Annotated in this window: 8 protein-coding genes; 6 read left to right on the top strand and 2 right to left on the bottom strand. The window is 36.5% G+C overall.

Going from position 1 to position 13956, the window contains the following annotated elements:
• Window positions 1–3177, top strand: a complete 3177-nt coding sequence (locus CWS31_RS10885; protein WP_101345363.1) for an efflux RND transporter permease subunit — start codon at window positions 1–3, stop codon at window positions 3175–3177.
• A gap of 148 nt (window positions 3178–3325) precedes the next feature.
• Here the strand turns inward: CWS31_RS10885 and CWS31_RS10880 are convergent, their stop codons facing one another.
• On the bottom strand, window positions 3326–4240 hold the full coding sequence (locus CWS31_RS10880; protein WP_101345364.1) for a glucosaminidase domain-containing protein: 915 nt from the start codon (window positions 4238–4240) through the stop codon (window positions 3326–3328).
• Window positions 4241–4609: 369 nt separating this feature from the next.
• On the opposite strand from CWS31_RS10880, the gene CWS31_RS10875 reads away from it, so the two are divergent.
• The 3 genes from CWS31_RS10875 to CWS31_RS10865 all read left to right on the top strand — a co-directional run bounded on the left by CWS31_RS10875 (window position 4610) and on the right by CWS31_RS10865 (window position 9704).
• Window positions 4610–7480: an ATP-binding protein gene (locus CWS31_RS10875; protein WP_246143483.1), complete on the top strand. Its 2871-nt coding sequence runs from the start codon at window positions 4610–4612 to the stop codon at window positions 7478–7480.
• 31 nt (window positions 7481–7511) lie between these two features.
• Window positions 7512–8432: a hypothetical protein gene (locus CWS31_RS10870; protein WP_101345366.1), complete on the top strand. Its 921-nt coding sequence runs from the start codon at window positions 7512–7514 to the stop codon at window positions 8430–8432.
• A 333-nt stretch (window positions 8433–8765) separates the two neighbouring features.
• Window positions 8766–9704: a Dyp-type peroxidase gene (locus CWS31_RS10865; protein WP_101345367.1), complete on the top strand. Its 939-nt coding sequence runs from the start codon at window positions 8766–8768 to the stop codon at window positions 9702–9704.
• 1 nt (window position 9705) lies between these two features.
• Here CWS31_RS10865 and CWS31_RS10860 read toward each other — a convergent pair whose 3' ends face one another.
• On the bottom strand, window positions 9706–10743 hold the full coding sequence (locus CWS31_RS10860) for a hypothetical protein (RefSeq protein WP_246143481.1): 1038 nt from the start codon (window positions 10741–10743) through the stop codon (window positions 9706–9708).
• A gap of 227 nt (window positions 10744–10970) precedes the next feature.
• Here CWS31_RS10860 and CWS31_RS10855 point away from each other — a divergent pair, with 227 nt between their 5' ends.
• Complete coding sequence (locus CWS31_RS10855) at window positions 10971–12836, top strand: acyl-CoA dehydrogenase C-terminal domain-containing protein (RefSeq protein WP_101345368.1); 1866 nt, start codon at window positions 10971–10973, stop codon at window positions 12834–12836.
• A gap of 643 nt (window positions 12837–13479) precedes the next feature.
• Window positions 13480–13938 carry a division/cell wall cluster transcriptional repressor MraZ gene (gene mraZ, locus CWS31_RS10850; RefSeq protein WP_101345369.1) on the top strand — a complete coding sequence of 153 codons (459 nt, stop codon included), beginning with the start codon at window positions 13480–13482 and terminating at the stop codon, window positions 13936–13938.
• The last annotated feature ends 18 nt before the right edge of the window (window positions 13939–13956 follow it).

The following is a 13956-nucleotide window of genomic DNA, read 5'->3' as shown; positions in this document are numbered from 1 at the left end:
ATGTCTTCTGAACAACATATCAATAATGACCATAAACGTGAAAATATTGATACCAATAGCGGTTTAATCGCTTGGTTTGCTCGCAATAGCGTTGCCGCAAATTTGTTAATGATATTTATTTTAGTCGCCGGATTTTTAACAATAAATACCATTAACAAACAAATGTTTCCGCAAGTAAAAATTAACTGGATATCTTACGTTGCTCCATATCCAGGTGCTGCACCACAGGAAGTTGAAGAAGGCATAACCATTAAAATAGAAGAGGCACTAGAAACAGTGCAAGGTTTGAAGCGAGTGATTACTTACTCTAACCGCAACTATTCAAATGGTTGGTTTGAAGTTGATTTAGATTATGATCCACAGGTTGTACTTGAAGAAGTGAAATCAGCGATAGACTCTATTCCTAGCTTTCCTGATGGCATGGAACGTATCAAAGTTGAGCGCGAAAAATTTCGCCAAGAAGTGATGTATATCAGTTTATATGGTGACTTAACCAACGGCGAATTAAAAGAGCTTGGTCGTAAAATTCATGACGAAGTACAGCAATTACCCTTCGTTAATATTTCTGAGCTATTCAGCGGTTTAAATTACGAGATTTCAATTGAAGTTAGCAAAGACAAATTACGGGAATATAACTTAAGCTTTAATGATATTGCCAATGCGGTTCGTGGTCACTCTCGTAATATGTCAGCGGGGCAAATTAGAGCTGAAAATGGCTATATAAATCTCAGGGTAGAAGAGCAAGCCTACCGCGGTTATGAATTTGAAAACATACCGGTACTAACCCTTGAAGATGGCAGCAAAGTATTGTTGGGACAATTAGCTACCGTTATTGATGGTTTTGAAGAAGGTTTACACTACTCCAAGTTTAACGGTAAAAACTCTGTCACTATTTTTGTTGGGGCAGCAGATAATCAAAGCATTACCGACATTGCCACAGTAGTAAATAATTACGTTGCCCAAAAAAGTACACAATTACCCCAAGGCGTAAAGTTAGAAACTTGGGTAGATATGACTTACTACCTTGAAGGGCGTTTATCTATGATGATGGATAACATGCAAAGTGGCGCCGTGTTGGTGTTTTTAATGTTAGCCATGTTTTTACGAGTACGCTTAGCTTTTTGGGTGATGATGGGCTTACCGGTATGTTTTTTAGGGACATTATTGGTTATGCCGATGGAGTTCGTTAACGTTACTATCAACATTACTAGTTTATTCGCCTTCATTCTTGTACTCGGTATTGTGGTTGATGACGCCATTGTTATGGGAGAAAGTGCCCATGAAGAAATAGAAAAGTATGGTCACAGCACAGACAATGTTATTCGCGGTGTTAAGCGTGTTGCTATGCCTGCAACGTTTGGTGTACTAACCACCATCGCAGTATTTGTTCCATTTGTTATGGGAGATGGGCCAGAATCAGCTTTTGGTAAATCGATTGGTTTTGTGGTTATTTTCTGTTTGATTTTCTCGTTAATTGAATCCAAGCTCATTTTACCTGCTCATTTAGTCACAATGAAAATTAAGCCCATTAATCCTAAAAACCCGTTAGATAATGTGCGTGTCTGGATTGATAAAACTTTACAGCGTTTTATTGAACACTCTTACCGTCCAAGCTTGTCGGTATTTCTAAAGTATCGTTATGCGGTGTTAATGTTTTTTATCAGTATCATGCTGATCAGTGCAGGATTATTTAATGGTGGTTTGGTGCGTTATGTTGGTCAACCTAAAATCCCACATGACTTTCCGCAAATTTCGCTAGAAATGAATGTTGATGCGTCGGAGCAATCTACTTTAAATACGTTACTCACTATTCAGAGCATAATTAAAGATATTGATCAAAATATTGAAGCTGAGCAAGGGCAGTCAATGATCTCAGATCTGCAAGTTGATCTTCGTAGCCGCACTGAAGGACAAATTATGGTTAAGTTAGTCGATCCTGAATTACGGGTAATGGATACTTTTGCTTTAGCAGATTTGTGGCGTAATGCGATCCCTAGCTTACCTGGTGTGAAATCGCTAGCCATCTCTGACAATCTCTTTGGTGGGGGGCGTGATGATGGTGATATTGCCTTTCGTTTAGAAAGTAAAGATGACGCTCAATTACTCGCTGCAGCGAAAGAGCTAAAAACAAAGCTTAATAGCTTAAAAGGTGTAGGCGATGTTAATGATTCACGTCAAACCAGTGCTAAAGAAGTGCAGTTTGAACTAAAACCACTGGCCTACTCAATGGGGTTAACCTTAGCTGATATCGCTTCGCAAGTAGGTAATAGCTTCTATGGCTTAGAAGCACAACGTATTTTACGCGACAGTGAAGAAGTTAAAGTTATGGTACGTTATCCTTTAGCTGAACGTAGCTCTGTAGGTCATGTTGATGATGTAAGGATTAAATCCCCTAATGGCGCAGAGTTGCCGTTATCTGAACTGGCTAACATTATATTAACTGATGGCGTTACTCGTATTCGTCGTGAAAATGGTAATCGTACTATTAATGTTTGGGCCAGCGTTGATGCCGACCAAGTAGAACCATTTGAAGTCACTAAAGAAGTTCGTGATAACTTTGTGCCAGATCTTTTGCGTAAATATCCGTTAGTTAAAAGTGAAGTAACGGGTAAGATTCAAGAAGAAATGGAAAGTACAAACGATAAGCTGCGCGACTTTATGATTTCATTAATGGTGATATTTTCATTGTTAGCAATTCCATTAAAATCTTACGCCCAAGCGGTGATGATCATGGTGGTGATCCCGTTTGGGGTTATTGGCGCGGTATTTGGTCATTTAATATTGGCTATGGATTTAAACATGTTTTCAGTGTTTGGTATTCTGGCGGCTGCAGGCGTGGTAGTGAATGACTCATTGGTCATGGTTGATTATGTTAATACCGCAAGAAAACGTGGAGAAACGTTAAAAGATGCTGTAGTTCATGCAGGCACAAAACGTTTTCGCGCTATTATGCTTACTTCGATAACCACCTTTGTTGGTTTAGTGCCAATCGTCTTTTTTGAAACTAGCATGCAGGCGCTAATTGTTATTCCTATGGCAGTATCATTGTCTTTTGGGGTTTTATTTGCAACTGTGGTTACCTTAGTTTTAATTCCAAGCCTGTATATTATTATAGAAGATATTAAAGGTGTTTTTTCAACAAATAAAACTAAAAAATACCAAGCGAAAGTATCGTAACTCCGCCGTAAAAATAAAAAGGCAATGCTATTTAACATTGCCTTTTTAGACCATTTGAAGATGATTTATTATTTCAACTGGTATTATTTCAACTGGTATTATTTGTATTTTGATTGTCGTAACCAGTACTATATAACCTGAATTCAGGCTACATAGCATTACTTTCTTTGGGAATAATTAAATTAATTAACACGGTATCAGACAAATAAGCATCATTGAACGTAGCTAGTTTATTGTAGGTTATCATTGAGCGTATATCATCAACATAAGCTTGTCCTCGTTCAGAATATTTAGTCAAGGTGCCTGCTAACACTAAACCGGTAATAGGTTTGTTTTGTTGACGTAAATTTTCTCTTAACACGCGAAAGCCATGGTATGCGCCAGTAGTATTAATGTTAAACATATAACCCTCAACTGCGTCTAACGGATTATCAAATCGTGCTAAACCATAATTACCTAAACTTTTACGCTGGTGCTTTGGTTTCATCCCTTTACCTGAAAAATCCCATTGCCCAAAAAATGAATTACCTTCTTCTGTAAAGCGTGATGTTGCCCATGCGCTTTCATTGGCAGCTTGCGCCATAGCAAGTGAAGGCGGAATAATATCAACTTGTTGTAATAACTGCTGGCGTTGTTGGCTAGTTAAACTTGTTAGTTGTTCAGTTTCGTCAATCACACCATATTTTATCGCCAATGTTAATAACTCAGAAGAGGACAACTCAGCCGATTTTATAGTGCTACGTTCAGCAAGAATATTCTCATTTGCCAATAGCACTAATGGCGCCATTAAGCGGAAAAACACCTGCTTTTTCTCTTGTACAGGAATATGATCAGCGTTTTTATGCCATTTATCACCAACCCCATCAAAAGTAATACGAGGCACTTCTCTTACTCCTTCTTGCCAATCTGTAATGGTGTAATGGTGTTTTTTGAATAAAGCGATTAGCTGATCTAAAGAGGTAATTTTAATGTCAACCGACTGTTTATTGGTGTTATCTGCGAAGGTGGGAATACTGCTTATACTTGTTATGAGCAGTAATAAAATTGTGGTGGCTTTAATCATCGGGCTACCCTTAAAATGCAGTGAAATAAAAGAGGGAGTAGAATTGATTTTTTGCAGTATAAATTTCAAACAAATGCTGCCTTTAAATTGAATAAATTTTAACCCTGAAAGATCAACAGGCCCTAATCAATGTAAGTCGAATTGTAGGGAATGACTTCGCGGATGTAAATGTTTATTGTCGAATGCAAATGGTAAATAAATAAGCGATTAAGTGCTTGTGTTTATATACATATTTTATATTTTTTAAAGGAAATTAGTGGTATAAATAATAGCTGTTATTACTGTGAATTATCGCAGCTCCCCTAGAGGTCTTATAAATGGCCATAAAAGCAGTGAAGCAAACGCTAAAATAGAGCCATAAATAACGACATGATGGAACGTTTTACTTTAATAATATCGCTATTATTTTTATTAACTCTTGGTGGGCTAGGAGCGAGCAATAATGCGTGGGCTGAAGAAAGTGATTTACAGCAACAACTTAACAAAATTCAGCAACAAGAAGATAAAGCACAAGTACTTACCGATTTAACCAAACTTCTTCAATCGAATCTATTTCAAGGCAGTGATAAAGCAAAAATATTACTGCAAAAAAGTAAAGTACTGTTTTCAAACTATCAATATATGCAATCTCTCGATCTTGCTTTTCAAGCACGAGATTTAGCTGAAAAAAATAACAACACTTTTCTTGCCGCTAAATGTAGCCACATGATCGGGGTTTTATTCTATTACCAAGGTGAGCTAAAAAAATCGTTAAAAGCATATCAAACAGCACTGGCCTACTACGTTACTAATCAATCCAAAAACATTAATAATTTTGCTGTTGAACGCGCCAACTTGTTAAATAATATCGCGCTGGTTTATACCTCGTTAGGGCAGTCTAGTTTAGCGTTGGTTAATTATGAACAGGCAGAGCCGCTATATGCTCAATATGGTAGTGAAATCGACCAAATAGATGTGCGCTATAATATTGCCGCTTTGCATATTAGTTTACGTCGCTTTGATAGTGCTATCGATATCCTTAAAGTGGTGATCAACAAACGCCAACTCAACAACAATGCCCATGGTGTAGCCACGGCAAGAGCTGATTTAGGTATTGCTTATAAGCATTCAGGTCAATTTGAGTTGGCAGAAGAAAACATTTTAGCGGCGCTCGCCTACTTTAAAGAGCACGGTTATAAGCATGATATCGCTTCACAATTACATAATATGTCTGAATTATCTAACGATCAGTTTGATGTTGAGCAAGCGGCACTTTATGGTAATCAAGCCTTAATTATGAGTAAGGAAGTAGGCCACCAAAAAGCGCATGCCGGTAGCTTACAAAGTTTAGCCAAAGCCGCTTTTTATTCAGGTGACTTAGCGCAAGCTGAGCAATATATTCAAGACTCAATGGCAATAGGGAAAAAGATAGATTACCAAACATTGTTAACAGAAAATTTAGCTATTTCTGCCTTGATCAGCGCAGGAAATCACCAATTCGTTAGAGCTTTAACTGAGCAACAACAATATGAAAAGCATCATTTACTTACTACTAATAGTACGTTAAATGACAAATTAGCTGAATTTGAATCAGAGCAGCTCAACCAAAAAATAGTTGATTTAGAGCAACGTAGAGAATTAGAAAAATTACAAACCGTTAAAGTTGAACAACAACGAAATGTTATCATTTTAACCTTAGTGCTTATTCTCGGTATTGTATTTTATATCTATCGCAGGCATCTTGAAAAACGTTTAACACAAGAATTAGAGCTAAGAGTAAAACAACGCACCCAAGAGCTTGAAAATTTAGCTAAAGAATTAGAAAAAGCCGATCAAGTTAAAAACCAATTTTTGGCGAATATGAGCCATGAAATTCGTACCCCACTTACTGCTATTGTTGGTCATGCAGAAGCCTTGATTCATGATGATATAGATAAAAATAAAGTAAAAGAAGATGTGCAAGTAATACATGGTAATAGCTTGCATTTACTGGAACTTATTAATGATATTTTAGATTTAAGTCGTATTGAAGCGAATAAATTTGAATTAGAAATACAAGCATTAGATCTAGGCGAATTGATTCAAGACTTATCATCTACCTTCAAAGCGCAAGCACAGCAAAAGCAACTCAGCTTTACAGTCGAACACCAATTAAACCTACCTTTTATCATTAAAATGGACTTTTTGCGTTTAAAGCAAATATTACTCAACCTGTGTAGTAATGCGATAAAATTTACTGAGAAAGGCGAAGTTACTTTAGCGATTGCTTGGCAAAATGAACAATTAATTTTCACCGTCACCGATACTGGTATTGGTTTGAGCCAGTCACAATTAGCTCAAGTATTTGAAATATTTACTCAGGCAGATAATAGTATTAGTCGTCGCTTTGGAGGCTCAGGGCTTGGGCTATCCTTATCAAAGCAGTTAGCTAAGTTAATGTTGGGTAATATTGTTGTCACTAGTAAATTAGGTGAAGGTAGTATCTTCACTTTAACTTTGCCTTGTAAGCGCTGTATTACTGATCAAGCTCTAGCAAAGGCAGGGCCAATAAAACAATTAACTAACGATAAATTATTCACGGGTAAAGTACTGTTAGCAGAAGATCATGATGATAACCGACGTTTAATTGCCCGTTTGTTAGTTAACTTAGGATTAGAGGTTATTGTTGCTAAAAATGGTAAAGAAGCCGTGCAACTTTGTGTTGAACAGCAACCAAACCTTGTACTGTTAGATATTCAAATGCCAGAAATGGATGGTGTAGAGGCATTTAAAGCGTTACGTGAATTAGGTTGTGATAAGCCTATTTATGCCTTAACAGCGAATGCTATGTCCCATGAAGTGAGTAAGTATTTAGATTTAGGATTTACAGGGCACTTAAAAAAGCCGATTGAGCGAAAGAAATTTATTGCTGCAATTGCTAAGTGTTTCAGTGTTAATGGCAATCAAGAACACAAAGCAGAGCAAAGTCTAGCAAGTGTCGATTTAAGTGATTTAATTACTGAATTTAAAAGTAATATTAGTCATGATAAACAACAAATTTCTCGCTGCAGCATCGAAGGTGATATAAAATCATTGGCTCATTATGCTCATCAATTAGCGGGGGCAGCACAAATGTTTGGTTTTTCTGAGCTTAATCAGGCAGCAAAAGAGCTAGAGCAATTAATTAAAAAAGAATTATCAGTAACTTCTCCAAATTATCTATTAATTAACGAGCTTACTCATTGTTTAATAGATGAGATTAGCTTAGTTGAGCAACAGTAATACCGCGTAGACAAACCTTGGATAAATAAACATGGACAAAAAATTATCTTTTTCACAAACATTATTAGCCTTAGCTATCGCTTTTTTAGCTTTTTCATTATTTAAATTCACCTTACAAGTGCCACCTTTTATCGAAGCAATGAATAAAACTACAGACTTTGTAGATTCTGTTAGCCCGCAAATAGATAAAATTGTTGATGAAGTTGCACTTGTCAGAGTTGAAGTAGGTAAAGTGAGAGAATTAATAGCTAAGCAAACCCCTGATATTTTAACCCAAGTACAAGCCACAATGCCTGTAGTACAAGAAGTTATAACGGAAAGTAAAGTTTACTCAAAACAAATACCACAATTATTAGCACAACTGACTAAAATAGAACAACAGATCGATGTTATGCAATCGAGCTTACCATCAGTTTTGCAACGAGTTGATGCGGTGGTTAAAACGACTAATAACACCACAGCAGAAATTGCCCTGTGGCGCCCGCAGTCAATTGAGTATTTGAAAGAAATAAAACTCTCGAGAATCTATATTCCAGAATACCTTACCCGTGTACAAAACACAGTGAATGACGCAAAAACTATTGGCTCAGAAGCCAGTAGTGGCATAGTCTCAGGTTTTTTTAAAGGTGTTATTAAGCTTCCTATGGATGTAGTTTCGGGTGTAAAAGGTATTGTTAAGCCAAACTCTAAATCGGCTAAAAACTTAACTGCTAACGATGTAGTTTTAATGCAGGCAAAAATTGCTGATTTACTCAGTAATGATGATGAAACAGAGTCAGTTTGGCAAAATTCAGATAGCGGCAACAGTGGCACTATCGTTAAAGGTAAAACATCTATTCATGATAAAAAACAGTGTATAGAACTTACTTTAAATAACTATTTCCAAAGCAGCGAAGAAACATTACATCAGCTAATGTGTTTAAATGAAAAAGGAATATGGCAAGTTAATTAGGGCTTGTTGAACTTTCAGTAATGAAGTTTAAATGAAGCAAAAGTAGTACTTGTTTGAAATGTGGAAACGTTATCGCATCTATGCTTTTCATTTGACACAATGAAATTCAAACAAGTTGCTGTATAAATAATTTTGAAAAGATCAACAAACCCATAATAAATGTAATTTAGTAGTGCAATTTAATAATATAACATTAGTAATGTAACTCAGGTTACTTAGAAGTTATGCGTTAGAGCATGGTTTTTAACGCTCACATCATGGTAAGACCGCGTTTATTGTGTACAATACAAACAATATAAATTGTAACAATAAATATGTTAACAGGAACGTAAAATGGCTAGAGAACAATTTGGTATCTGTGCAGAACCGAATTTACATGGTAATTATTTATTATTCAACGTGTTAGATGATAAGAATGCTTTTATTCGTGCGGCTATTTCTCGCTTACCTCAGTTGTTTGAAAATTATTCAGAGCAATTTTCTGAAGCTAATTTAATTGGTGTTGTTGCTATTGGTGAAGCCTACTGGGATGAATTTTATCCTATTGCTCGCCCTGCATTATTATCGCCTTTTCCAGCGATGAATCGCGATGATCGTGTTGCCCCAACTAATAATTACGATATTTATATTGAAATTCGTAGTGATCGTGCTGATGTGAATCATATTGTTAGCTCTAAAGTGTGTCAGTTATTAGGCGATAGCGTAGAGTTAATTGAGCAAGTACAGGCATTTAGGTTTTTAGATGGCCGAGATTTAACAGGCTTTGTTGATGGTACTGAAAATCCACAAGGTCGTCATCGTCGTGAAGTCGCATTAGTTAAAGAGCAAGATGATAGTTTTTTTGCTGCAGGTAGTTATTTACATACGCAACGGTACCAACATAATTTAACCTTATGGAATTCACTTGCTGAGCATGAACAGGAAGATGTTTATGGTCGTACGAAATTAGATAATATTGAATTTCCTAGTGATGAAAAAGCGTTAACAGCTCATACTAAACGTACTAGTTTAAAAGATGAACAAGGTAATAGCCTTGAAATCGTCAGACAAAGTATGCCGTACGGCGATATGAAACGTAAAGGTTTGTTTTTTGTTTCTTATTGCGCTTCACCAAAGCCATTTGAAACTATTTTAAAAAGTATGGTACATGGCGATGCACATGGTAATTCAGATCATTTACTTAAATATACGCAAGCAGAAACGGGCAGTGCTTTCTTTGCACCAAGCTTAAACTTTTTATCTAAAGTAGCCGATATCGATAATCCAGAGTAACTTACTGCTCAACAATAATTTCATGGTACGTTTGTACCGTATAATGCCCTTGGTTTATAGCTAACTCCGATGTTGGAGCTAGCACCCCTAAGGGCAATGTAGCAGGTCCAGTTGGTTCACCTAATACATAATTAATACCATCATGGTTAATGGTGAGTTCACCTGCTTTGGCGGGAATATTAATGCCAATAAAAGCATGATCATCAACAAATATTAACGCCATTTTAATTCGTGGCATTAAAGCTCTAAGTAAAGCGGCGGTTAAAGTCATTTTGCTATCACAATCTCCTTGGTTCTCCCACAATAATTGCAATGGTGTATTAAACCCAGCACCAGAAGAGGTGAGTCGAGATTCTAATTTGCTATACGGAATACTCTGTACAAATCCCAAAACATAATTAGTGACTTTTCTAATATTTCTAATTGATACGCGATCCAAAATGAGTGGTTTCAATGGTTTTAAATCGGCTACCGAATTATTAGCAATATTGCCATGATTTACTTTCATACCGCTATTTTGTAAATGATCGGTAAATGCTTGATAGTACGACTCACTCAAGTATTGTTCGGTAACTTCTTGTTCTATTTCAGCTATGGTTTGATAAGCCTTAGCGACTTTATTTTTATCAATACCTCTTGCTTCAATATAAAAATGATCATTATCCTTTTTATACAGTATTTGCACACCAGGAATAGGCTTACGTCGGAGCTTTTTTTTAATCGCTCTAAAAATAGATTTTTGTGCATAATTTTTTTGATAACTTTTAAAGTCACGAAAGCGTTCAAACAAGCCTTCGTTACTTAAAGTAAAATTCATTGATTGTATTTCTGAATTAAAATCAAGCCACTGGTAATGAAAGCTATAACCTTGTTCTATTTTCTTTTTACTAAAGCTTAACTGTTCGGCTTGACTGTTACTTATAAATAATAAAAGTAACAGTACTTTAGCAATAACTATAGTTATAGATGTGCTAATCAATCTTACTTGATTTTTGTCTCTGCTATAAAAGGAAGCTGAAGTCACGTAATCAATGCTCATCTACTTTTAGTGAACCAGATGTTTAGCGAGTTTTCTCATCTATCACATCAGGTTAATTTATACTCTAGGTAAGTGACAAGCATAGCATATAGAGAAAATATGCTAATAGGCCTTTACATTATTGCAATTTATATTATATTCAAACGGGTGTTTTAATTTGTGTGTGCTACTTGAGTTCAGATATTCAGTGAGCCATCAGTGATTTAATATTAATTAAGGAGATCCTCATGGCTGACTATAAAGCGCCATTAACCGATATGAATTTTTTGCTCTATCAAGTATTCAATGCCGATACAATGTGGCAACAATTACCGCAACTAAATGAGCAAGTTGATCAAGAAACTGCGGTGGCAATATTACAAGAATGCGCCAAAATTGCTGAGCAAGAAATAGCTCCCATTGCACGTCAAGGTGATGAAATAGGCGTGAGTTTTACCCTCAATGAAACAGGAATTGGCGGACAAGTAACAACGGCACCCGGCTATAAAGAGGCATTTAATACTTTTGCACAAGGAGGATGGTGTGCTCTGGGTGGTGATACTAATTATGGCGGCATGGGCATGCCCAAAATAGTCAGTGCTTTTGTTGAAGAAATGCTATGTAGTGCTGATATATCTTTTGCTTTGTACCCTATACTCACCGCAGGCGCAGCTTTATCGTTAGCAAAACACGGTAGTGAAGAGTTAAAACAACGTTATTTAACTAAACTATATAGTGGCGAATGGGCTGCATCAATGTGTTTAACTGAAGCGCATGCGGGTTCAGATCTTGGCATTATAAAAACCAAAGCTCTACCGCAAACGGACGGCAGTTATCAAATCACGGGTAGCAAAATATTTATTACAGGCGGTGAGCATGACCTTACCGATAATATTATTCATCTTGTATTAGCCAAATTACCTGATGCGCCTGACGGCCCCAAAGGCATATCACTATTTTTAGTACCTAAATTCTCGGTTAAAAACAATGACGAGTTAGGTGCAAACAACAATGTTAGTTGCGGCGCTATTGAGCATAAAATGGGTATTCATGCCTCAGCCACATGTGTAATCAATTTTGACGGCGCACAAGGCTTTCTTATCGGTGAATTAAACAAAGGTTTAGCCTGTATGTTCACCATGATGAATTTTGAACGAATTGGTGTTGGTATTCAAGGTATGTCAGCAGGAGAGCGCTCTTATCAAAATGCATTGGAGTACGCCAAAGAAAGGCGACAAGGTAAGTCGTTAAATCCAACAGCGGTTAAAAATAGTGATGGCGGGAAAAAGCAACCAGATTCAATAATGGTGCATGGCGATGTGCGTCGCATGTTATTGTCAATGAAAGCCTTTAACGAAGGCTCGCGCGCATTAAGTTGTTATATTGCCCAACAGTTAGATTATGCAACCTTTGCTACTGATGAATTACAACAAAAAGGCGAGACTTTATCTGCGTTAATGACGCCACTAGCAAAAGCTTTTTTCACTGACTTAGGCTTTGAAAGTACCGTAGCAGGCCAGCAAGTATTAGGCGGGCATGGTTATATTCGCGAATGGGGACAAGAGCAGCTTGTTCGAGATGCACGTATTGCTCAAATATATGAGGGCACTAATGGTATTCAAGCCATGGATTTGTTATTGCGTAAAGTGATTGGCTCAAAAGGTAAAATGATAAACGTTTTTATCACAGAAGTTAGCGACTATATAAAAACACAACAAGATAGCGCGTTAGCTATGAATGAATTTATTGAGCCATTACAAAGTGCACTAACTGATTTAGATGACATTTCACAATTACTATTAGCTAAATCGAGTGATGATCTCAATGAAATTGGCGCCGCAGCTAATGACTATCTGCATGTATTTGGTTATACCGCCATGGCTTTTGTATGGGCGAAAATGGCGCAAGTATCACTAGAAAAACTTAACTCTAGTGATAGCAGCGTTGAGAATAATGATACAGAGCAAGGGGAATATGGTAATGACTTTTACAATAGTAAATTACAGACTGCTCAATATTATTACGCCCGATTATTACCACGACGTTTATCATTGTTAGCAACCATTAAAGCAGGTTGCCAGACCTTGTTTGCAATTGATGATGAGCTATTTTAGTTGTTTACTTGCTTTAGTTACCTAGTTACCTAGTTACCTAATTAACTATTTATCTAATTTCATATACCAATAGTGAGCTACAAACTAGCTTATTTCAGGTGTTGTTTTTTCTTTCTGGGGGAAACAACACCTCATACCTCACTTTGATCACAACCTCTATTTAATATTACATCAAACAGCACTTAAAAATATTATTTTTATAGTCATTTTAGGGATTGTCTCCCACAAAACTCCACAATTTCATCCACTTCCTTACACCCCTTATTTTTACTGGTTTTATAGCCAGTATTTAGTGCCGCTATTTTCAATTTAGTTACTTGACAGCCTATTGCTTTTTTCTCTAAACTGTATCAATGTGGAAAAAAGTGGGGAATTGTGGATCTTAGTGTCACATTCGTAAATTTCTACTTAACCTGAGTTCGGGATAATGAAAGTGAGTAGAATAATAATATCAATCACTTAGAATTTTACCTTTACAATAGTTTTAATTATTCGTAGTACAAGGCAGGAAAGCGAAGCCAATAACGGGTTATTGGGAGCTTTCATAACGAAGTAATACGGGTAATTAAGGCTGTTGTAGCATTTTGCTTATCCCGAACTCAGGTTACTTAACTAATCAATAAAGAGTGACGAAAAAACAAACATGTTCAGAGGCACCAGCGCAATTACGCTCGACAATAAAAATAGGATCACGATACCAACTAAGTATCGCGAAGAACTATTGCGTGATTGCGAAGGTAAAATGGTCTGTACAGTTGATATTCAACAAGCTTGTTTATTGCTTTATCCCTTACCTGAATGGGAAGAAATAGAATTATCATTAGCACGTTTGTCGAGCACAAACCCACAAGAGCGTTTGTTTAAACAAATAATTTTGGGTAATGCGAGCGACTGTGAAATGGATAAAAATGGCCGTTTATTAATTAATGGACCATTAAGAGAACATGCCAACCTTGAAAAAAATATCATGTTGGTTGGTCAATTAAATAAATTTGAAATTTGGCATGACACTGCATGGCAAGAGCAAATGCAGCAAGGTATTAGCCAAATACAATCGGGTGAAATTGAACTAACAGAACGCTTACTCGACTTATCACTGTAGTTTATAAAAAGTCACTTT

Source organism: Colwellia echini, from assembly GCF_002843355.2.
GTDB classification, from domain to species: Bacteria; Pseudomonadota; Gammaproteobacteria; order Enterobacterales; family Alteromonadaceae; genus Colwellia; species Colwellia echini.
The sequence above is the reverse complement of the archived record's forward strand: the minus strand, read 5'-3'. Positions and strand labels throughout refer to the sequence as shown.

Bases quoted from the DNA above. Each gene is read 5' to 3' on its own strand.
- CWS31_RS10855 (WP_101345368.1), top strand. From the start codon at position 10,971: ATGGCTGACTATAAAGCGCCATTAACCGATATGAATTTTTTGCTCTAT.
- mraZ (WP_101345369.1), top strand. From the start codon at position 13,480: ATGTTCAGAGGCACCAGCGCAATTACGCTCGACAATAAAAATAGGATC.
- CWS31_RS10870 (WP_101345366.1), top strand. From the start codon at position 7,512: ATGGACAAAAAATTATCTTTTTCACAAACATTATTAGCCTTAGCTATC.
- CWS31_RS10885 (WP_101345363.1), top strand. From the start codon at position 1: ATGTCTTCTGAACAACATATCAATAATGACCATAAACGTGAAAATATT.
- CWS31_RS10860 (WP_246143481.1), bottom strand. From the start codon at position 10,743: ATGAGCATTGATTACGTGACTTCAGCTTCCTTTTATAGCAGAGACAAA.
- CWS31_RS10880 (WP_101345364.1), bottom strand. From the start codon at position 4,240: ATGATTAAAGCCACCACAATTTTATTACTGCTCATAACAAGTATAAGC.
- CWS31_RS10865 (WP_101345367.1), top strand. From the start codon at position 8,766: ATGGCTAGAGAACAATTTGGTATCTGTGCAGAACCGAATTTACATGGT.
- CWS31_RS10875 (WP_246143483.1), top strand. From the start codon at position 4,610: ATGATGGAACGTTTTACTTTAATAATATCGCTATTATTTTTATTAACT.